The organism is Acidovorax temperans, assembly GCF_028596105.1.
Lineage (GTDB): Bacteria > Pseudomonadota > Gammaproteobacteria > Burkholderiales > Burkholderiaceae_C > Acidovorax > Acidovorax temperans.
Genome location: NZ_CP117193.1, coordinates 3,740,184 through 3,761,388, shown reverse-complemented (window position 1 = coordinate 3,761,388; position 21,205 = coordinate 3,740,184). Strand labels below are relative to the sequence as shown.

19 protein-coding genes are annotated in these 21,205 nt (G+C 64.7%); 14 read left to right on the top strand and 5 right to left on the bottom strand.

The genetic code is table 11. The features are described from left to right. Positions 1-139: 139 nt before the first annotated feature. The 11 genes from slmA (at position 140) to PQV96_RS17525 (ending at position 11,672) form a co-directional block, all read left to right on the top strand. The gene (gene slmA / locus PQV96_RS17575) at positions 140-799 is read left to right on the top strand and encodes a nucleoid occlusion factor SlmA (RefSeq protein ID WP_066783110.1); all 660 of its coding nucleotides are present in this window, start codon (positions 140-142) and stop codon (positions 797-799) included. A gap of 323 nt (positions 800-1,122) precedes the next feature. After that, positions 1,123-1,887: a TetR/AcrR family transcriptional regulator gene (locus PQV96_RS17570; RefSeq protein WP_273623731.1), complete on the top strand. Its 765-nt coding sequence runs from the start codon at positions 1,123-1,125 to the stop codon at positions 1,885-1,887. 4 nt (positions 1,888-1,891) lie between these two features. Next, positions 1,892-3,688, top strand: a complete 1,797-nt coding sequence (locus tag PQV96_RS17565; RefSeq protein WP_273623729.1) for an acyl-CoA dehydrogenase C-terminal domain-containing protein — start codon at positions 1,892-1,894, stop codon at positions 3,686-3,688. A 45-nt stretch (positions 3,689-3,733) separates the two neighbouring features. Further along, complete coding sequence (locus PQV96_RS17560; RefSeq protein ID WP_044395767.1) at positions 3,734-4,171, top strand: DUF2147 domain-containing protein; 438 nt, start codon at positions 3,734-3,736, stop codon at positions 4,169-4,171. A 66-nt stretch (positions 4,172-4,237) separates the two neighbouring features. Continuing rightward, on the top strand, positions 4,238-6,661 hold the full coding sequence (locus PQV96_RS17555; RefSeq protein ID WP_273623728.1) for a 3-hydroxyacyl-CoA dehydrogenase/enoyl-CoA hydratase family protein: 2,424 nt from the start codon (positions 4,238-4,240) through the stop codon (positions 6,659-6,661). 11 nt (positions 6,662-6,672) lie between these two features. Further along, entirely contained in the window at positions 6,673-7,182 is a 510-nt protein-coding gene (locus PQV96_RS17550; protein WP_142082178.1) for a DUF4442 domain-containing protein, read from the top strand. 12 nt (positions 7,183-7,194) lie between these two features. Beyond that, positions 7,195-8,394 carry an acetyl-CoA C-acyltransferase gene (locus tag PQV96_RS17545; protein ID WP_066783117.1) on the top strand — a complete coding sequence of 400 codons (1,200 nt, stop codon included), beginning with the start codon at positions 7,195-7,197 and terminating at the stop codon, positions 8,392-8,394. A 310-nt stretch (positions 8,395-8,704) separates the two neighbouring features. Further along, positions 8,705-9,535: an acyl-CoA thioesterase gene (locus tag PQV96_RS17540; RefSeq protein WP_273623727.1), complete on the top strand. Its 831-nt coding sequence runs from the start codon at positions 8,705-8,707 to the stop codon at positions 9,533-9,535. Between the two features lie 45 nt (positions 9,536-9,580). Continuing rightward, on the top strand, positions 9,581-10,357 hold the full coding sequence (locus PQV96_RS17535) for an enoyl-CoA hydratase (RefSeq protein ID WP_207373130.1): 777 nt from the start codon (positions 9,581-9,583) through the stop codon (positions 10,355-10,357). Positions 10,358-10,480: 123 nt separating this feature from the next. Continuing rightward, a complete protein-coding gene (locus PQV96_RS17530; RefSeq protein ID WP_273623726.1) occupies positions 10,481-10,969 on the top strand; it encodes a thioesterase family protein in 489 nt (162 codons plus the stop codon). A 148-nt stretch (positions 10,970-11,117) separates the two neighbouring features. Next, a complete protein-coding gene (locus tag PQV96_RS17525) occupies positions 11,118-11,672 on the top strand; it encodes a bactofilin family protein (RefSeq protein WP_273623725.1) in 555 nt (184 codons plus the stop codon). 23 nt (positions 11,673-11,695) lie between these two features. Here the strand turns inward: PQV96_RS17525 and PQV96_RS17520 are convergent, their stop codons facing one another. After that, positions 11,696-12,124, bottom strand: coding sequence for an acyl-CoA thioesterase (locus tag PQV96_RS17520; RefSeq protein WP_044395885.1), 429 nt, complete (start codon positions 12,122-12,124; stop codon positions 11,696-11,698). Between the two features lie 40 nt (positions 12,125-12,164). Here PQV96_RS17520 and PQV96_RS17515 point away from each other — a divergent pair, with 40 nt between their 5' ends. From PQV96_RS17515 to PQV96_RS17505, 3 genes are all read left to right on the top strand, one after another. After that, on the top strand, positions 12,165-13,991 hold the full coding sequence (locus PQV96_RS17515; protein WP_207373127.1) for an ABCB family ABC transporter ATP-binding protein/permease: 1,827 nt from the start codon (positions 12,165-12,167) through the stop codon (positions 13,989-13,991). A 28-nt stretch (positions 13,992-14,019) separates the two neighbouring features. Then, complete coding sequence (locus PQV96_RS17510) at positions 14,020-14,952, top strand: 2-hydroxyacid dehydrogenase (protein ID WP_273623724.1); 933 nt, start codon at positions 14,020-14,022, stop codon at positions 14,950-14,952. 100 nt (positions 14,953-15,052) lie between these two features. Then, positions 15,053-15,403, top strand: a complete 351-nt coding sequence (locus PQV96_RS17505) for a nucleotide pyrophosphohydrolase (RefSeq protein ID WP_420482158.1) — start codon at positions 15,053-15,055, stop codon at positions 15,401-15,403. Positions 15,404-15,418: 15 nt separating this feature from the next. On the opposite strand, the gene dld is transcribed toward PQV96_RS17505, so the two are convergent. The 4 genes from dld to lldP are packed head-to-tail and all read right to left on the bottom strand — an operon-like array spanning position 15,419 to position 20,814. Continuing rightward, complete coding sequence (gene dld / locus PQV96_RS17500; RefSeq protein ID WP_142082170.1) at positions 15,419-17,173, bottom strand: D-lactate dehydrogenase; 1,755 nt, start codon at positions 17,171-17,173, stop codon at positions 15,419-15,421. Beyond that, positions 17,170-18,309 (bottom strand): FMN-dependent L-lactate dehydrogenase LldD, encoded by a 1,140-nt coding sequence (gene lldD / locus PQV96_RS17495; protein ID WP_273623723.1) that lies wholly within the window; start codon positions 18,307-18,309, stop codon positions 17,170-17,172. The genes dld and lldD overlap by 4 nt, the downstream gene beginning before the upstream one ends. Continuing rightward, the gene (lldR, locus tag PQV96_RS17490) at positions 18,306-19,091 is read right to left on the bottom strand and encodes a transcriptional regulator LldR (protein WP_142082166.1); all 786 of its coding nucleotides are present in this window, start codon (positions 19,089-19,091) and stop codon (positions 18,306-18,308) included. The genes lldD and lldR overlap by 4 nt, the downstream gene beginning before the upstream one ends. Before the next feature lie 22 nt (positions 19,092-19,113). After that, positions 19,114-20,814, bottom strand: coding sequence for an L-lactate permease (lldP, locus tag PQV96_RS17485; RefSeq protein WP_207373126.1), 1,701 nt, complete (start codon positions 20,812-20,814; stop codon positions 19,114-19,116). Positions 20,815-21,205: the final 391 nt, after the last annotated feature.

The following is a 21,205-nucleotide window of genomic DNA, read 5'->3' as shown; positions in this document are numbered from 1 at the left end:
TTTGCACACAGGATTTACGCCCTGCCGCGCGCTTGAAGGCGCCCGGGTGTTCTTCCAGCCTACCGTGCTACCGGTCGCACTCCACCAGTCCGGGGCTCCGTCTACTTGGCCTGTGGGTCTTTCTCTTTGTTGTTTGCGCATGTCTGATACCTCGTCTCTGATTGAACCTGCCGACTCCGTTGACGCTGAAGAAGCGCCAGCGGCCCGCAAGCGGCCCAAGCCAGGCGAGCGGCGCGTGCAGATCCTGCAAGCGCTGGCGGCCATGCTGGAACAACCCGGCGCCGAGCGCATCACCACGGCCGCACTGGCTGCGCGCCTGTCGGTGAGCGAAGCGGCGCTGTACCGCCACTTCGCCAGCAAGGCGCAGATGTTCGAAGGGCTCATTGACTTCATCGAGCAATCCGTGTTCACGCTGGTGCAGCAGATCACCGGGCGTGACGTGCCTGCCCCCGACCAGCCTGCCGAAGTGGGGCTGCGCCAGGCCAGCCGCATCATCGCGCTGCTGCTGCAGTTTGGCGAACGCAACCCCGGCATGGTGCGGGTGATGGTGGGTGATGCGCTGGTGTTTGAGCATGAACGCCTGCAGCAGCGCATGAACCAGTTTTTTGACCGCATCGAGTCCACCCTGCGCCAGTGCCTGCGCACCAGCGGTTCAGAAACGCCCACCGTGCACGCCCAGGTACAGGCCAGCGTGCTCACCTCATTTGCGCTGGGGCGCCTGCAACGTTTTGCGCGCTCGGGCTTTCGCCGCAACCCGACCGAGCACCTCGACGCCAGCCTGGCGCAGATGCTGCATTGATGGGCTTGCGTTAAATAGGGCGCAGCGCCCGGTCTGCCTTTCCTTCCAAGCCCCACGCTCAACGGTGTGGGGCTTTTTTGTTGGGCGAGACCTGGGTGGGTGGCTCCGTGCTGGCGTTTTCCCTGCTGCACCGGGCGGGTGGGCGGCATAAACTGGTCACTGGGTTGACTCGCGCCCCTGCGCGCGGCCCCGTTCGCGCTTCGGTGTCACACAGGTGGCTGCAGAACAACAGGCTTTGGGTGTTACCTCTTTTTTTCGAGGGGGCTTTCCCCGAAGATCAAAAATGCTGCAAAATAGAACGAACGTTCGTTTTATTTGCACGCATGCCCGCCAAATCTGATTCTTCCGCTCCACGCGCCCCCCGCACCCGTGCCACCACTGGCCGGGCCATGCAAAAGGGCCCGCAGACCAAGGCGGCCATCGTTGAAGCCGCCCTGGGCCTGGCCACGCACATTGGGCTGGAGGGGTTGTCGATTGGCGCGCTGGCGGACATCACCGGCATGAGCAAGTCGGGTGTGTTTGCCCACTTTGGCTCGCGTGAAGAGCTGCAGATTTCCGTTATCCGCGAATACCACACGCGCTTCGAGCAAGAAGTTTTCTACCCCGCCATGTCTTCGCCCCGCGGCATCGCGCGTTTGAGCGCGATGTTCGACAACTGGATGAAGCGCACCTCCATCGAAATCGACTCGGGCTGCATCTACATCAGCGGCGCTGTGGAGTTTGACGACCGCACCGGCCCCGTGCGCGATGCGTTGGCGGGCTCGGTTATGACCTGGCACGCCGCCATGCGCCGGGCCATCACGCAGTGCAAGGACTGCGGCGAACTGCGTCCTGAAACCAACGAAGACCAGATGCTGTTCGAGATCCATGGCCTCATCCTGGCACTGCACTACGACGCTCGTTTCTTGCAAAACCCCGGCTCCATCGAGCGGGCCGTGATGGGTTTTCAAAACATTCTTGCGCGCTACCGCACCGAAGGTGCAGCAGCGCGGGCGGCATCGCCCGCCAAAGCCGCCCCGGCGGCACACCGACCTGCCGCTGCGCGGCGCAAAGTTTCCGTTTCAACGACCACCCCCTCCAAGGAGTAAACCGATGCCTACCTACACGCCGCCCCTGCGCGACATGCAATTCGTGATGCATGAAGTCTTCAAGGTCACCGATGAATTCAAGGCCATGCCCCAGCATGCCGAGGTGGATGTGGACACCATCAACGCCGTCATCGAAGAGGCGGGCAAGTTCGCCTCTGAGGTGATCTTCCCGCTGAACATCAGCGGCGACACCGAAGGCTGCGTGCTGGACAAGGCCACCCACGAGGTCAAGACCCCCACGGGCTTCAAGGAAGCCTATGACAAGTACGTCGAAGGCGGCTGGGCGGCGCTGAGCTGCGACCCCGCCTATGGCGGCCAGGGCCTGCCCTTCGTGCTGAACCAGTGCCTGTACGAGATGATGAACTCGGCCAACCAGGCCTGGACCATGTACCCCGGCCTGAGCCACGGCGCCTATGAAGCCCTGCATGCGCATGGCACCGACGAGCAAAAGAAGCTGTACCTGCCCAAGCTGACCAGCGGCGAGTGGACTGGCACCATGTGCCTGACCGAACCCCACTGCGGTACTGACCTGGGCCTGCTGCGCACCAAGGCCGAACCCCAGGCTGATGGCACCTACAAGCTCACCGGCAACAAGATATTCATCAGCGCTGGCGAGCACAGCATGGCTTCCAACATCGTGCACCTGGTGCTGGCACGCCTGCCCGATGCGCCCAAGGGCAGCAAGGGCATCAGCCTGTTTGTGGTGCCGAAGTTCAAGGTGAATGCCGATGGCAGCCTGGGCGAGCGCAACCCCATTTACTGCACGGGCCTGGAGCACAAGATGGGCATCCACGGCAATGCCACGGCGCAGATCGCCATCGACGGTGCCGTCGGCACCCTGGTCGGCCAGCCGCACAAGGGCCTGGCCGCCATGTTCGTGATGATGAACGCCGCCCGCCTGGGCGTGGGCAACCAGTCGCTGGGCCTGACCGAAGTGGCATTCCAGAACGCGCTGGCCTACGCCAAGGACCGCATCCAGATGCGCTCATTGAGCGGCACCAAGGCCAAGGACAAGGAAGCCGATCCCATCATCGTGCACCCCGACGTGCGCAAGATGCTGCTCACCGCCAAGGCCTACGCCGAAGGCGCCCGCGCGCTGCAGATCTACTGCACGCTGCTGCTGGACAAGGTGCACAGCCACCCCGACGAAAAGGTGCGTGCCGAGTCTGAAGAACTCGTGGCCCTGCTGACTCCCATCGTCAAGGCCTTCATCACCGACAACGGACATATCTCCACCAACCACTGCATGCAGGTCTTTGGCGGCCACGGCTTCATCAAGGAATGGGGCATGGAGCAGTACGTGCGCGACAACCGCATCAACATGATCTACGAAGGCACGAACACCGTGCAGTCGCTGGACCTGCTGGGCCGCAAGATCCTGGGCAACAACGGCGCCACGCTGAAAAAGCTGGGCAAGCTGATTGGCAAGCTGGTGGAAGAAGAAGGCGTGAACGAGAAGATGGCCGAGTTCATCAACCCGATCGCGATGCTGGGCGACCAGATGACCAAGTTCACCACCGAAATCGGCTTCAAGGGCATGCAAAACCCCGACGAAGTGGGCGCTGCCGCTGTGGACTACCTGCGCGTGGCCGGCCACCTGGTGTTCGGCTACCTGTTTGCCCGCATGGCCCAGGTCGCGCTGCGCGAAATTGCCGCTGGCAACACCGACCCGTTCTATGGCGCCAAGCTGCAAACCGCACGCTTCTACTTCGCCAAGCTGTTCCCCGAAACGGCGACGCTGATGCGCACAGCGCGCGCTGGCAGCAAGGTGCTGATGGACACCGATCTGGCCCTGGCCTGATCGGCGTCGGATGCGGATTTCAAGTCTTTTTGCCATGGAGCGCTTATGTATAAAGCGGTAGCAGCTATTGTTTTGGTAGCAAGTGCCTTGCCGGCCTGGGCGCAGATGACGCCCGAAGGCCTGTGGCGCAACATCGACGACAAGACCGGCGAGGCCAAGGCCGAAATCCGCATCCGTGACACGGGTGCGGGTGGGTTGCTGGGGGTGCTGGAAAAGCGCCTGTCCAAGGACGCCAAGCCGGACGATGTGTGCAAGGAATGCACCGATGACCGCAAGGACAAGCCGGTGCTGGGCCTGGAAATCATCCGTGGCGCCAAGAAGGCCGACGGCAAGGACGTGTGGGAAGGCGGCAAGATTCTCGACCCCGAGAACGGCCGCAACTACACGCTGCGCCTCACGCCCATCGAGGGCGGCAAGAAGCTGGAAGTGCGTGGCTCCATCGGGCCGTTTGGCCGCACGCAGACCTGGATCCGCATCCAGTAACCCCCATTCCCGTGGCCGCGCGCACCCCGGCGGGGTGGCGCCGCGCCCCAACAAGGAACCCAACCCATGTCCCGATTCCAAGTGAAAAAAGTCGCCGTGCTCGGCGCAGGCGTGATGGGCGCGCAGATTGCCGCCCACCTCGTCAACGTGAAGGTGCCTGTGGTGCTGTTCGACCTGCCTGCCAAGGAAGGCCCGAAGAACGGCATCGTCACCAAGGCCGTTGAAGGCCTCAAGAAGCTCAAGCCTTCGCCCCTGGGTGTGGCTGATGATGCGGCGCTGATCCAGCAGGCCAACTACGAAGAGCACATGCACCTGCTCAAGGAATGCGACCTCGTGATCGAGGCCATTGCCGAGCGCATGGACTGGAAGCTCGACCTGTACACCAAGATCGCGCCCCACGTGGCCAAGCACGCCATCCTGGCGTCCAACACCTCGGGCCTGTCGATCACCAAGCTGAGCGAAGTGCTGCCGGAGAGCATCAAGCCCCGTTTCTGCGGCATCCACTTCTTCAACCCCCCGCGCTACATGACGCTGGTGGAACTGATCAACACCCCCACCACCCAGCCTGAAGTGCTGGACCAGCTCGAAGCCTTCGTCACCAGCGGCCTGGGCAAGGGCGTGGTGCGCGCGCACGACACGCCTAACTTCGTGGCCAACCGCGTGGGCATCGCGGGCATGCTGTCCACGATGAAAGAGGTGGAGAACTTTGGCCTGACCTACGACGTGGTGGACGACCTCACGGGCAAGAAGCTGGGCCGTGCATCGAGCGGCACCTTCCGCACCGCCGACGTGGTGGGCCTGGACACCATGGCCCACGTGATCAAGACGCTGCAGGACAACCTGAGCCTGGAGACCGACCCCTTCTACGAAAGCTTCGGCACGCCCGCGGTGCTGAAGAAGCTGCTGGAGCTGGGCAACCTGGGCCAGAAGACCAAGGCCGGTTTCTTCAAGAAGGTTGGTCGCGACGTGATGCGCTTCGAGCTGGAAAGCGAAGAGTATGTGCCCGCCGGCCAGAAGGCCGACGAGGTGTACGCTCGCATGCTCAAGAAGCCCGCCGCTGAACGCCTGCGCCTGCTGCGCAACGCCGAAGGCGCGCCCGGCCAGTTCCTCTGGGCCATTTTGCGCAACAGCTTCCACTACGCTGCCGTGCACCTGGCCACTATTGCCGACAACGCCCGCGACGTGGACCAGGCCATGCGCTGGGGCTTTGGCATGAAGCAAGGCCCCTTCGAGCTGTGGCAGGAAGCCGGCTGGCTCGAAGTGGCGAAGATGATCCAGGAAGACATCGACGCGGGCAAAGCGCTGTGCAAGGCACCGCTGCCCGAGTGGGTGTTCAAGGGCCCTGTGGCCGACGCCGGTGGCGTGCACACCGCGCAAGGTTCGTGGAGCGCATCGCAAGGCAAGTTCGTGCCCCGCCGCCAGCTGCCCGTGTACGAACGCCAGATCTTCCCCGAGGCGCTGCTGGGCGAAACCAGCCTGCCCGACTGGCGCACCGCTGGCACCACCATTGCCGAATCGAAAGCCCTGCGCACCTGGACGCTTGACGAGGATGGAAGCCCCTTCGGTGGGCGGGTCCTCATCGCCAGCATCAAGAACAAGATGCACGCCATCAGCCCCGAAGTGATGGAAGGCTTGGCCGAAGCCCTGGAGCTGGCCGAGCGCGAATACGACGGCATGGTCATCTGGTCGGGCGATGCGCCTTTCAGCGTGGGTGCCGACCTCGAAGCCACCATGCCCGCCTTTGCCGTGGGCGGCCCCGACGCGGTGGAAAGCATCGAGCAGGAACTGCAAAACCTGATGATGCGCATCCGCTACGCGCAGGTTCCCGTGGTGGCTGCCATCCACGGCATGGCGCTGGGCGGCGGCTGCGAGCTGGCCGTGTATTCGGCCAAGCGCGTGGCGCACATGGAAAGCTACATCGGCCTGGTCGAAGTGGGGGTGGGCCTGGTGCCCGGCGCCGGCGGCCTGACCTACATCGCCCGCCGCGCGGCCGAGAACATGGCGGCCTCGACGAGCAAGGACATCCTGCCCTTCCTGACCGAAGGCTTCACCGCCGCCGCCATGGCCAAGGTGGGCACCAGCGCGCTGGAGTCGCGCAAGCTGGGCTTCCTGCTGGACAGCGACGTCATCGTTCCGCACAAGGACGAGCTGCTGTTCGTCGCCATCAACGAAGCCAAGTCCATGGCTGCCAGTGGCTGGCGTGCACCGCACAAGCGCCTGTTCCCCGTGGCGGGCCGCAGCGGCCTGGCTACCATCAAGGCCCAGCTGGTGAACATGCGAGACGGCGGCTTCATCAGCGCCTATGACTTCAAGATCGGCGCCATGATCGCCGAGGTGGTCTGTGGCGGCGATGTGGATGCGGGTTCAATGGTGAGCGAGGAATACCTGCTCACGCTGGAGCGCAAGGTGTTCTGCCACCTGATCGCCCAGCCCAAGACGCACGAGCGCATCCTGGGCATGCTGTCCACCGGCAAGCCTGTCCGCAACTGACCGCCTTCGCCGTGACGGACCACCGCCCCAACAAACTCCAGCGCTCGCTGATGCGTCTGGACGAAGCACCCGCCTTCATGCGGGGCTTTGTGCAGAACATCATCCTGCGCCGGGCCGTGCCTTTCACCGGCACGGCCGGGGTGAAGTTCGTGTCGCTCACGCCCGAGCGTGTCGAGGTGCATCTTGCCAACGAGCACCGCGTGCAGAACCACATCGGCGGCGTGCACGCCTCGGCCATGAACCTGCTGGCCGAAACGGCCACCGGCATGGTCGCGGGCATGAACGTGCGCGACGACTGCCTGCCGCTGGCCAAGGAGTTCAGCATGGCGTTCAAGAAGCGCGCCACGGGCGGCCTGAAGGCCGTGGCCACGCTCACCGCCGAGCAGCGCGCCGCCATGCAGGGCAGCGACAAGGGTGAGGTGCAGGTGAAAGTCACCGTGACCGACGAAGCCGGTGTGGAGCCGGTCGAATGTGTATTTACGTGGGCCTGGGTTCCTTCCAGCCGCCCCCCCAAGAATTGAAGGAGTTTCACCATGGCTCAAAAACAAGTTCAGGACGCCTACATCGTCGCCGCCACGCGCACGCCCATCGGGCGCTCGGGCCGCGGCTATTTCAAGAACACCCGCCCCGACGACCTGCTGGTCGCCGCCGTCAAGAGCGCCATGCTGCAGGTGCCCACGCTGGACCCCAAGGCGATTGAAGACGCCATCATTGGCTGCTCGTTCCCCGAAGGCGAGCAAGGCATGAACATGGCCCGCATTGCCATGGGCCTGGCGTTCGACCACCCCGTGGGCGGCGTGACGGTGAACCGCTTTTGCGCATCGGGCATCACCGCGCTGCAGATGGCGGCCGACCGCATCCGTGTGGGCGAGGCCGACGTGCTGATCGCCGGTGGCGCCGAGTCCATGAGCCTGGTGCCCATGGGCGGCAACAAGCCCTCGTTCAACGCCGAGATCTTCGCGAAGGATGAAAACGTGGGCATCGCCTATGGCATGGGCCTCACCGCAGAAAAGGTCGCCCAGCAGTGGAAGGTGAGCCGCGAAATGCAGGACGCGTTCGCGCTTGAGTCCCACCTGCGCGCCATCAAGGCGCAAAAGGCCGGTGAGTTCACCGACGAAATCACCCCCATCGAAATCGTGGAACGCTCGCCCAATCTCGCCACCGGCGAAGTGGTGGAAAAGCGCCGCACCGTGAGCCTGGACGAAGGCCCACGCCCCGACACGTCCCTGGAAGGCCTGGCCAAGCTCAAGCCCGTGTTTGCCGCACGCGGCAGCGTCACGGCGGGCAACAGCTCGCAGACCAGCGATGGCGCGGGCGCCCTCATCGTGGCCAGCGAAAAGGCCGTGAAGCAGTTTGGCCTCACGCCGCTGGCCCGCTTTGTGAGCTATGCCGCGCGCGGCGTGCCACCCGAGATCATGGGCATTGGTCCCATCGAAGCCATTCCGGCGGCCCTGCGTTATGCGGGCCTCAAGAGCGATGACATTGGCTGGTATGAGTTGAACGAAGCGTTCGCGGCGCAGTCGCTGGCGGTGATCAATACGCTGGGGCTGAATCCTGCGAATGTGAACCCGATGGGCGGCGCGATTGCGCTGGGCCACCCGCTGGGGGCGACCGGTGCGATCCGTGCGGCTACGGTGGTGCATGCGCTGCGCCGGCACAAGCTGAAGTACGGCATGGTCACGATGTGTGTAGGTACAGGCCAAGGCGCCGCCGGCATCATCGAAGCTCTTTGAGTTGACTGGCTACTGCGCGGCTTTCATGCGTCGTTGGGCGGTGCTCGCAATCCTCACGTACCGCAAGTACGTTCCGGTTGCTGCGCTCCGTCCGCCTAGCCTGAAAGTCGCTCGCTACGCCCTTGAGGGTGGGGTGTGAAGGCAGGGGCAACGCCCTGCCTGTTTTTGTTTTCCATTCAAGCCGGTACAGATCGGTTTAGCGCGAGGAGACATATTTGGCTCACTTCGGCAAATCGGTGTCAGACGGTGCGCGGTGGCGGCAGTCGCCGTTACGACGCCCTGGCGTTCGGTTTCGCGGCACACTAGCGGAATGACTTCATCCATCCATCCTTTGGACGAGGCGCTTGCGCTGACGTCTTCCGCGCCCGGGCAATACACGGGTCAGACCCATGCCGGCTACTGGAACATGGTGGGGCCGTTTGGCGGCGTGACTGCGGCCACGCTGCTGCAGGCCGTGATGCAGCACCCTGACCGGCTGGGCGACCCCTTGTCGCTCACCGTCAATTACGCGGGGGCGCTCACGGCGGGGGCCTTTACCGTGCAGGCCACGCCCGTGCGCACCAACCGGTCCACCCAGCACTGGACTTTGACCATTCTCCAGGCCGATGCCGAAGGCGCGCCCGTGGTGACCACCACGGCCACGGCCGTGACCGCCGTGCGCCGCGATACCTGGAGTGCTGGCGATGTGCCCATGCCTGCCGTGCCCGGCCCCACCGCCCACCCCGCCATTGAACACGGGCCCGAAGCCATGGAATGGCTCAACCGCTATGAAATGCGCCCCATCACTGGCGCCTTGCCCCGTGCCTGGGATGGCAGCGGAGACCATAGCCTGACCCAGCTTTGGATGCGCGACGCACCGGCCCGGCCGCTGGACTTCTGCGCCCTGTCTGCGCTGGCCGACCTGTTCTTTCCCCGCGTGTGGTTGCGCCGCGCGCACCGCGTGCCCGCAGGCACCGTGTCCATCACCGTGTACTTCCATGCCAGCGCCGAGCAACTGGCGCAGACCGGCACCGGCTACCTGCTGGGCCAGGCGCGCGGGCAGGAGTTCCGCAACGGGTTTTTCGACCAGACCGTGCAGTTGTGGAACGAAGCCGGCACCATGCTGGCCACCAGCCACCAGATCGTTTACTACAAGGAGTGAGCGCACCACCGTGCGCCGCTACGTTCCTCATTCACCTCTTTGACCATGACCGAAACCACCAAAGACATCCTCGTTCACACCGAAGCCGGCGTGACCACCATCACCTTCAACCGGGTGGACAAGAAAAACTCCATCACCACCACGATGTATGCCGCCATGGCCGACGCCCTGGCCGCTGCTGAGCAGGACGCCAGCGTGCGCGTGGTGGTGTTCCAGGGCGATGTGGCCATCTTCAGCGCTGGTAACGACATTGGCGACTTTTTGCAGCAGCCCCCTGCCACGCAGGAGTCGCCCGTGTTCCGTTTCCTGCACCGTCTGGCCGCCTTCCCCAAGCCCGTGATCGCCTCGGTGTGCGGCCCGGCTGTGGGCATTGGCACCACCATGCTGTTCCACTGCGATCTGGTGTACGCGGGCGACAACGCAGCGTTCTCCATGCCCTTCGTCAACCTGGGCCTGTGCCCTGAAGCCGCATCCAGCCTGCTGGTGCCGCAAATGCTGGGCTACCACCGCGCCGCCGAAGCACTGCTGCTGGGTGAGCCCTTCTTTGCCGAAGCTGCCCTGGAAGTGGGTCTGGTCAACCGCGTGTTGCCACCCACCGAATGCAACGGCGTGGCGCAAGCCCAGGCCAAGAAGCTGGCAGCCAAGCCCCTGTCTTCGCTGATCGAGACCAAGCGCCTGATGAAGAAGCACCAGCTGCCCCAGATCGCCGCCGTGATGGCCGAAGAAGGCGCCAGCTTTGGCCGCATGCTGCGCGAGCCCGCCGCCCGCGAAGCATTTGGCGCGTTTATGGAGAAAAGACATCCTGATTTCAGCAAGGTCTGAAGGCTGCTACTGATGTCCGTGATTTAAGCGAAATTGGCTTCCGGCGCTTTATTGACAAGCGCTGGCAGCTATCAAAAGCATAGTAAAGATGGCGGGTGGCCCGCCGCAGCCTCAAGGGTGTTTATGTCCGCTTCGTCCGCTTCCGCTGCCGCCATCGTGTTCGAGCCCGAGTTCCTCGCCGGGCTCACCACCATCTTTGAAGAGCAGATCGTCTTCAACCAGCTGCTGGGACTCAAGGTCACCAGCATTGCCCCGCAGCAGGTGGTGGCGCGCATCGACATGCGGCCAGAGCTGGTGGGGCACTATGCCTACAACCGCATCCACGGGGGCGTGATCAGTGCCGGGCTGGATGCCATGGGCGGGCTGGCTGTGATGGCCGCCATTGGCGCCAAGCACATGAGCGAGCCGCCCGAGCAGCGCCTGCACCGCTTTGCCAAGCTGGGCACCATCGACCTGCGCATTGACTACCTGCGCCCCGGCATTGGCAGCCACTTTGAGCTGCGGGCCGAGGTGCTGCGCCTGGGCTCGCGCGTGGCCACCACGCGCATGGAATTCTTTGGCCCCGATGGGCAGCTCATGTCGGCCGGGGCGGCGGCCTATATCGTTTCGTAAGTTGTGCTGCGCCGCAGGCGGTGGGCGTGTGGTCCTGCAAGCCTTGCAAGCGCATGCTACGAACGAACCGTTTGGTTACTGCTTTTGCGGAAGATGGCAACTTTTGCCGGCATGAAAACCTAGGATGCATCCTTTTCAAGGAGATCTGATGGCCGTGCAAAACCCCTTCTTTGGCAAACGCGAACCCGAACCCTTCCAGCGCCACACCACCCCTGCCAATGGTTTGAACACGCTCGCCTCGGGCTCCGCCCCAGCGGTGGGCGCGCCAGCGGGCGGCCTCACGGGGCACAAGCCACAGGCCTCTTCGGTGGGCGACAGCTCGGGCAGCAAGCTCACGGTGGGCCCCAACATCAAGCTCAAGGGCGTGGAGATCACCGACTGCGACACGCTGGTGGTGGAAGGCACGGTAGAAGCCACCATGGATTCGCGCGTGATCCATATCTCGGAAAACGGCGCATTCAAGGGCTCGGCAGAGATCGACATTGCCGAGATCCATGGCGAGTTCAACGGCACCCTCACCGTGCGCCAGAAGCTGGTGATCTACAGCACGGGCAAGGTCAACGGCAAGATCCGCTACGGCAAGCTCGTGGTGGAAGAGGGCGGGCAGTTGGCGGGCGAGATCGAAGCTGGCATCGGCGCTGGTGTGCGCGCATCGGTGGCGCCTGCTGTGGTGCGCGCAGAGCCTGCCGCCATGGCGGCCTGAGGGCTCAGAAAACCGCCCGGGGCTCAGCCCTGGGCAGGCGCCTGCGGCTTGGGCAGCGGGCGTGGGCGCCCATTGGCGTCTATGGCCACATAGGTCAGCGTGGCCTCGGTCACCTTCACATAGCGGCCCTGGTCGGAAAAGCGCTCGGCATACACCTCAACCTGCACGGTGACCGAGGTGTTACCCACGCGCGTGATGTGCGAGAAGAACGACAGGATGTCGCCCACGCGCACCGGCTGCTTGAAAATGAATTCATTGACGGCCACCGTGGCCATGCGGCCCTGCACGTAGCGCGCGGGCAGCACCGATCCGGCCAGGTCCACCTGGGCCATCACCCAGCCGCCAAAAATATCGCCGTTGGCGTTGCAGTCGCCAGGCATGGGAATGACTTTGAGCACCAGTTCGTGCTCGGAGGGCAATGCGGCGGGTGGCGGGCTGAAAGAGGCAGACATAGGCACAATCACTAAATAACAACAATCAGGATTGTCCCCCATGCGCCAACGCGGTGAATCCGGCCCTCCACATTCCCCATCGTCTCCTCCATCCGAGCAGCGATCCCGCACCGACTGGCTGACCCTGCAGCGCCTGTTGCCCTACCTGTGGCAGTACAAGTGGCGCGTGGTGGCTGCCATCGCCTTCATGGTGGCCGCCAAGCTGGCCAACGTGGGCGTGCCCCTGCTGCTCAAGACCCTGGTCGATGCCATGAGCTTCAAGCCGGGCGATCCGGCCGCCATGCTGGTCGTGCCCGTGGGCCTGCTGGTGGCCTACGGCGCGCTGCGCCTGTCCACTTCCGTGTTCAACGAGTTGCGCGAGCTGGTCTTTGCCAAGGCCACGCAGGGGGCGGCGCGCTCGATTGCGCTGCAGACCTTTGAGCACCTGCACGCGCTGAGCCTGCGCTTTCACCTGGAGCGGCAAACGGGTGGCATGACGCGCGACATCGAGCGCGGGGTGCGCGGCATTGAGTCGCTGATCTCGTTCTCGCTGTTCAATGTGTTTGCCACGCTCATTGAGGTGGTGCTGGTGCTCAGCGTGCTGGCCGTGAAGTTTGACGCCTGGTTTGCCTGGATCACACTCACCGCGCTGGTGCTGTACATCGCCTACACGGTGCTGGTGACCGAGTGGCGCACCAAGTTCCGCCGCGAGGCCAACGAGTTCGATTCGGCTGCGCACACCAAGGCGGTGGATTCGCTGCTGAACTACGAGACGGTGAAGTACTTCAACAACGAAGGCTTCGAGGCCCGTCGCTACGACGAAAGCCTGGAGCGCCTGCGCCGCGCGCGGCTCAAGAGCCAGACCACGTTGTCCATGCTCAACGCGGGCCAGCAGCTCATCATTGCCGTGGGGCTGGTGGCCATGCTGTGGCGCGCCACGCAGGGCGTGGTCGATGGGCGCCTGACGCTGGGCGATCTGGTCATGATCAACGCGTTCATGATCCAGCTCTACATTCCGCTCAACTTTCTGGGCGTGATCTACCGCGAGATCAAGCAGAGCCTGACGGACCTGGACAAGATGTTCGTGCTGATGGACAAGGAGCGCGAGGTGGCCGATGCCCCCGGCGCGCAGCCGCTGCAAGGCCTGGCGCAGCCCACGGTGCGGTTTGAAGATGTGCACTTTGCCTACGACGCTGCGCGGCCCATTCTGCAAGGCGTGAGCTTTGAAATCCCTGCGGGCAAGACGGTGGCGGTGGTCGGGCCCTCGGGCTCGGGAAAATCCACGCTGGCGCGGCTGCTGTTCCGCTTCTACGACATCCAGCAAGGCCGTATCACCATCGCCGGGCAGGAGATTCGCAGCGTGACGCAGGCCAGCGTGCGCCAGGCGATTGGTATCGTGCCGCAGGACACCGTGCTCTTCAACGACACCGTGGCCTACAACATTGCCTACGGCCGCACGGGTGCCACGCAGCAAGAGGTGGAGGCCGCCGCTCGCGCCGCGCGCATCCACGACTTCATTGCCGCCACGCCCAAGGGCTACGCCACCATGGTGGGCGAGCGGGGGCTCAAGCTCTCGGGCGGTGAAAAGCAGCGCGTGGCCATTGCCCGCACGCTGCTCAAGAACCCGCCCATCCTTATCTTCGACGAGGCCACCAGCGCGCTGGACTCTGCCAACGAGCGCGCCATCCAGGCCGAGCTGCAAAGCGCTGCGCAAAACAAGACCACGCTGCTCATTGCCCACCGCCTCTCCACGGTGGTGGACGCGCACGAGATTCTGGTGATGGATGCGGGCCGCATCATTGAGCGCGGCACGCACGCGCAGCTGCTGGCCCAAGGCGGCCGCTACGCCAACATGTGGGCCTTGCAACAAAGCGATGGCGCCGCCTGATCCCCCCTGTATTTGGAACCTTGAACCCATGAAGCCTCTCCTGCTTGCCCTCACTTTTCTCTCGGAAGAACACCGCGCCCAGATGGCCGAGGTGTTTGAAGTGGTCTACGCGCCCGATGCAGCGCAGGCTGCGGCCGCGATTGCTGAACACGGCCCGCGCGTGCGGGTAGCGCTCACCATCGGCGCCATCGGCCTGTCGCCCGCGCAGATCGACGCGCTGCCCGCGCTCACGCTGATCTGCGTGCTGGGCGCGGGTTATGAAAACGTGGCGGTAGACCACGCCAAGGCGCGCGGCATTGTGGTGGCCACCGGTGCGGGCACCAACGACGACTGCGTGGCCGACCACACCTGGGGCCTGCTGATTGCCGCGCAGCGCCGCATCCTGCCGCTGGACAAGGCCACGCGGGCCGGTGTGTGGCGCACGGCGCTGCCGCTGCCCCCCAACGTGTCGCACAAGCGCTTGGGGCTAATCGGCCTGGGCACCATCGGCAAGAAGATTGCGCAGCGCGCGCTGGGCTTCGAGATGGAGGTGGGCTACCACAACCGCAGCGCCCGCACCGATGTGCCTTACCGCTACTTTGCCGATGTGGCTGCGCTGGCCGAGTGGGCGGACTTTCTCGTCATCGCCACGCCCGGTGGTGCTGCTACCCGGCATCTGGTCAATGCCACCGTGCTGAACGTGCTGGGCCCGCGCGGCGTGGTAGTCAACATCGCACGCGGCAGCGTGATCGATACTTCGGCCCTGGCCGCCGCGCTGCGCGAAGGCCGCATCGCTGCAGCCGGCCTGGACGTGTACGAGAGCGAGCCCGCGCCCCCGGCCGAGCTGCTGGGCCTGGACAACGTGGTGCTCACACCCCATGTGGCGGGCTGGTCGCCTGAAGCGGTGCAGAACTCGGTGGACCGCTTCATGGAAAACGCCCGCCGCCACCTGGCGGGCGAAGCACCTGTGACGCCGCTATGAGCATCAAATCGGCCTCTAGCGCTTTATTAACAAGCGCAAGCAGCTATGAAATCAATAGCATTTGCGTTGGGCGATGTGTGGGTCAACCCAGGAGCGGCGCATGACGCTGGACCTGACCGACCTTCAGCAACGCCTGCGTGCCTTTGCCGCTGCACGGCAATGGCAGCCGTACCACACGCCCAAGAACCTGGCCATGGCGCTGATGGTGGAGGCGGCCGAGCTGCAGGAGCTGTTCCAGTGGCTCACGCCCGAGGAGTCGCAACAGCTCACCGCCGACCCCGCGCAGAAAGAGCGTGTGGGTGAAGAGATGGCCGATGTGCTGCTCTATCTGCTGCAACTGGCCGACCACACCGGCGTGGACTTGCGCGACGCGGTGGAGCGCAAGCTGGTGAAGAACGCCATCAAGCACCCGGCGCCGCCCGCTGGCCCGACTTCGGCCGATGGACCATAGCTGGGCTGCGCGCGCTCAGGCGTTTTCGGAATACCCCTTGGGCCAGCCGCCGTTGGCGTGGTTGCACTCCTGCCAGTTGCGCCCGCGCGGGGTGTGGCCGATGCCGGGATTGAAGGTGTTGGTCGGGTCCAGCGACTGGTAGAAGCCTGCCAGCGCGGGCTTGGCCACGTAGAGGTGGCCCACGTTGTGCTCGGCGGGGTATTCGGCGCGGCGCGCGTCCAGCAGCTCCCACATGCGGTGCTCCATGGCCAGCGGGTCCACGCCTTTCTTCACGATGTAGTCCTGGTGGAACACATGGCAGAAGAAGTGGCCGTAGTACAGCTTGTGCACCACATCGCGCTCCACGTCCTGCGGCAGTTGCTCCACCCATTCGCGGTCGTTGCGGCGCAGGGCGATGTCCAGCGCCACGATGTCTTCGACCTCGCTGCGGTGCACCTCGCGGTAGCGGATGGCCGCGCCTGCGATGGCAAAGCGGTGCAGGAAGGCTTTGCGGCCCTCGTCGGCATCGCACTCGAACCAGCCGCCCTGGGTGCTGTTCGCAAAGTGCTCGGTCAGGAATGCACGGGTGGCTTCCACCTGGTCGTTCGATACGCGCACCAGCAGGTGGTGCTCGTACAGATCGCGCCACTGGCGCACGCGCCGGGGCAGGTGGCTGGGCAGCAGGCGTGTCACGGCCTGGATGGCGTGGTCCACAAAGCCGCGCATGCCCAGGCGTTCAAAGAACCCATCAAACCGGCTTTTGAGCGCAAAGGCCGCAGGCACGCGGGCCGTGCCAAAGCGGTCGATGAGCAGGAAGGTGTCCTTGCCGTACTTCTCGCCAATGTCAAACGCGGTGCGGTGGATGTATTCACCGGCAATGGGCGGGCGGGGCAGGGCGGTGAGCAGGTGGCGGCGCACGGCGGTGAGGTCATCGGGCGTGTTGCTGCCGATGTAGAACACGGTGCTGGGTTCCTTGGGGAAGGTGTCCAGCCGCACGGCAAACAGGCACACCTTGCCTGCGGAGCCCGAGGCCTCGAACAGGCGGGACGGGTCGGCATTGAAGCGGGCGGGGGTGTCTGCATCCACGGCACGCACGTCCTGGGCGTAGCGGGCGTCGGAGGCGACCCGGCCGGTGTCGCGCTGGATGTCGGCCTCGGCGTAGTCGCCGTTTTGCAAGCGCGTCAGGATTTCTTCGGGTGTATCGCCCAGGGCGATGCCCAGGTGGTTCACCAGCTCCAGCGTGCCGTCGTCCTTCACGCGGGCGTACAACGCCAGCTCGGTGTACGCCGGGCCCCGGCGCACCAGCGCGCCGCCCGAGTTGTTGCAGATGCCACCCAGCACCGACGCGCCGATACACGACGAGCCGATGACCGAGTGGGGCTCGCGCCCCAGCGGGGCCAGCGTCTGCTCCAGCTTGTCCAGGGTGGCACCGGGCAGGCACACCACCTGATCGCCCCCGGCAATCACTTGCACACCGGTGATGCGCAGCGTATTCACCAGCACGATCTCGCGGTCGTAGTTGGCACCGTCGGGGGTGGAGCCGCCGGTCAGGCCCGTGTTGGCGGCCTGCATGATGACGATGCGGCCCGCCGCCACAGCGGCCTGCAGCACCTTCCACTGCTCCAGCAGCGTGCCGGGGCGCACCACGGCCAGCACCGGGCCTTCGCCCGTGCGGTGGCCTTTGCGAAAGCGCCGGGTGGCCTGGTCGTCGGTGAGGACATGGGCAGCACCCACGGCGTTGCGCAACTGTGCAAGCAGGGCTTCGCGTGGAACCTGGGGGGCGCTGCTCACGCTTCGCGCACCAGCAGATCGCCCGAAATGTCCGCCACTCGTGCCACGCTGGTCAGCGTCATGGCCACGCGCATTTCTTTTTCCAGCAGCTCCAGCAGGTGCTTGACGCCCGCCTCACCCGCTGCGGCCAGCGCGTAGATGTAGGCGCGGCCAATCATGGCGCAGTCGGCGCCCAGGGCAATGGCGCGCACCACGTCCAGCCCGTTGCGGATGCCCGAGTCGGCCAGGATCTTGATCTGGCCCTTCACCGCGTCCGCAATGGCGGGCAGGGCGCGGGCGGACGACAGCACGCCGTCGAGCTGGCGGCCACCGTGGTTGGAGACGATGATGCCGTCCGCGCCAAAGCGCACGGCGTCCTTGGCGTCCTCAGGGTCCAGGATGCCCTTGATGACCATGGGGCCCTTCCAGAAGGCGCGAATCCATTCCAGGTCTTTCCAGGAGATGGATGGGTCGAAGTTGGCGCCCAGGTAACCCATGTAGTCCTGCAGGCCTGTGGGGCTGCCGCGGTAGGCCGAGATGTTGCCCAGGTCGTGCGGGCGACCCAGCAGGCCCACGTCCACCGCCCAGCGGGGGTGCGTCATGGCCTGCCAGTAGCGGCGCAGCGGGGCGTTGGGGCCGCTCATGCCCGAATGCGCGTCGCGATAGCGGGCGCCGGGCACGGGCATGTCCACCGTGAACACCAGGGTGGTGCACCCTGCGGCTTGGGCGCGCTCCAGCGCGTTTTGCATGAAGCCACGGTCTTTCAGCACGTAGAGCTGGAACCACATGGGGCGCTGGATTTTGGGCGCCACTTCTTCAATGGGGCAGACCGACACGCTGGACATGGTGAACGGAATGCCGTGGCGATCAGCCGCGCGGGCCGCCTGCACCTCGCCGCGGCGGCGGTACATGCCGGTCAGGCCCACGGGCGAGAGGGCGACGGGGATGCTGAGCTTTTCGCCAAACAGCTCAATGCTGGTGTCGAGCTGGCTCATGTCCTTGAGCACGCGCTGGCGCAGCGCCACGGCGGCGAAGTCGTCCACATTGCGGCGCAGCGTTTGCTCGGCATAGGCGCCGCCGTCGATGTAGTGGAACAGGAAGGGCGGAAGAAACTGTTGCGCTGCTGCGCGGTAGTCGGCGCTGGAAGAGATGATCATGATGGTGGCTGTTTCAGGTCTTGGGGGGCTAGATCCAGGGGAAGGCGTGTGGAACGTTCGCGCCGGGCGCGGTCTTCGTCCATGCGCTGGATGGTGGTGCGCACATGCTCCAGGTGCTCGCCGATGCATTCGCGTGCGTGCTGCGGATCGCCGTCCAGAATCGCCTGCATCAGCTTCTGGTGCTGCGCCGTCAGCGCCTGCAGCGTGATGGGCGCGCTCAGGCGGAACATGTCGTGGCGGTTGCGCTCCACGGTGGAGAGCACCACGGTGAACAGGCTCTGCATCACCTGCACCAGCACCAGGTTGTGCGAGGCTTCGGCAATGGCCAGGTGGAACTGCGCATCGGCGCGGGCGGCCAGTTCGGCATGGCCGCTTTGCTGGTGCTGCAGCATCACTTCAAAGCAGCGCTGGATGTGGACTTTGTCTTGCACGGTGGCGCGCTGTGCGGCCAGCCAGGCGGTGCTGGTTTCCAGCGCGTGGCGCGTCTCCAGCACGTCGTAGCGGTAGTGCGGGTCTGATTCGATCAGGCCCGCCAGCGGCACCATGGCTTCTTGCAGCCACTCTGCGGGCTTGTGGATCTGCTGCACATAGGTGCCATCGCCGCGCCGGGCCGAGAGCACACCCTGGCTGGTGAGCTTCTGGATGGCTTCGCGCACCGAGGTGCGCGACACCCCCAGCTCCTCGGCCAGTTGCCGTTCTGCGGGCAGCTTCTGTCCGGGCTGCAGTCCGCGGTCTTGCACGAGGGCAAGCAGTTTCTCGACAACGTGATCGGCCAGGCGCATGGGGGCTCTCAGATGCAGGGTTTCAATGACCCGGAATCATCCACGTAAACACATAGGCCTGCAACGTGCAGATGATGCCGATGATGGCAGCGAACACCAGGCTGTGCTTGACGGTGAAGCGGAACAGGTCCGATTCCTTGCCCGCCAGGCCCACGGCCGCGCAGGCAATGGCGATGGACTGGGGCGAAATCATCTTGCCGGTGACGCCACCCGTGGTGTTGGCCGCTACGGTGAGCACGGGCGACAGGCCCAGCTGGTTGGCCGTGGTGGCCTGCAGCGCGCCAAACAAGGCGTTGGCCGAGGTGTCCGAGCCCGTGAGGAACACACCAATCCAGCCCAGGAAGGGCGAGAAGAAGGTGAACGCCTTGCCCGTGTGGGCCAGCGCCAGGGCCAGCGTGGCCGACAGGCCGGAGTAGTTGGCCACGAAGGCAAAGGCCAGCACCATGCCGATGGAGTAGATGGGGATGACCAGTTCACGCACCGTCTCGCCCAGCGTGGCCACGGCCTTGGCGGGGGAGAAGCGGGCGAAGGCGATGGTCAGGACGGCGGCGATCAGGATGGCCGTGCCAGTGGCGGCCAGCCAGTTGAAGGTGTACACCGCGCCGTAAGGCGTGGCCTGCGCGACCACCGGGGGCATCTTGGCGACCAGCTTGTCGAGCATGGGCACGGGGATGCTGATGATGGTGGAGGCCAGCGGGCCACCGGCAGCAAACAGTGCCTTGAAGGGCTTGAGGCTCCACAGCGTGACCATCGCGGTCAGGATGATGAAGGGCGACCAGGCCTTGAGGATGGCGCCTGCGGTAAGTGGGGCAGCGGCACCGGCTTGGGGCTTGGCTGCAGCGGGTGCGTTCGTGCCGGTGGTCTGGCTGGTCGTGCTTTCTGCCGTATCAAAACGGAAGATGCGCTTGGGCTGCCACACCTTGAGGAAGGCTGTGAGGGCAATCAGCGAGACGATGGCCGAGGTGATGTCGGGCAGCTCGGGGCCAATGTAGTTGGCGGTGAGGAACTGCACCACGGCGAACGAGCCGCCACCCACCAGCACAGCAGGCCAGGTCTCCTTCACGCCGCGCCAGCCGTCCATGATCGCCATGATCCAGAACAGCACCAGGATGGTCATGAAGGGCAACTGGCGCCCGGCCATCTGGCCGATGAGGAAGGGGTCGATGCCCGACACCTGCCCGGCCACGATGACCGGAATGCCCATCGCGCCAAAGGCCACGGGGGCGGTGTTGGCAATCAGGCACAGACCGGCGGCATACAGCGGCTTGAAGCCCAGGCCCACCAGCAGCGCAGCGGTGATGGCCACGGGGGCGCCAAAGCCGGCAGCGCCTTCCAGAAACGCGCCAAAGCAAAAGCCCACCAGGATGAGCTGCAGGCGCTGGTCGTGCGTGACGGACAGGATGGAGCTGCGGATCACATCAAACTGCCCGGTCTTGACCGACAGCTTGTACAGAAACACGGCCGCCACAATGATCCAGGCGATGGGCCAAAGTCCGTAGAAGAAGCCATACACGGCCGAGGCCAGCGCGGCGCTCACGGGCATTTTGTAGAACAGCAGCGCCACGCCCAGGGCCAGCAGCACCGTGACGGTGCCCGCCTGGTAGCCCTTGAGCCGCAGTTTGGTCAGGGCCAGAAAGAAAAAGACGATGGGAATGAGGGCTACGAGCGCGGACAGCCAGATGTTCCCGGCCGGGTCGTAGTTTTGCTGCCAGAGGGTTTGCATAACGAAGACAAAGACATTGAAACGCAGACAGGGGCCCAGGGCCCATGGCTTTCTTCACCGCAGTGGACGCGCCGACCAGGCGGCGTGGTCTCCTGAGGCTCGCGTTGCGGGTCGGCGGGCGACCTGTGCTTGCGGGCCTGCGTGAAAGGGGCGGGCGGCGCCTTGCTTTCACAGGTAGACGTTGGTCTAAATTGGTGTGACCAAAAAATGCTAATCCATGCGAATTGGCGAGATTCTGGGTCTTTCTAGGAGCTATGCCTGATAGGGTTAATACTGATTTATGGTCTTTGTAGCTTTATTTTTCTTTATTGGTATTACCAATGTTGAATCGTTAGCTTGCGTTGTCTCAGTCGGGCCTATGCCCAGTTGGGGTCAGGGTTTTAGGCATAAA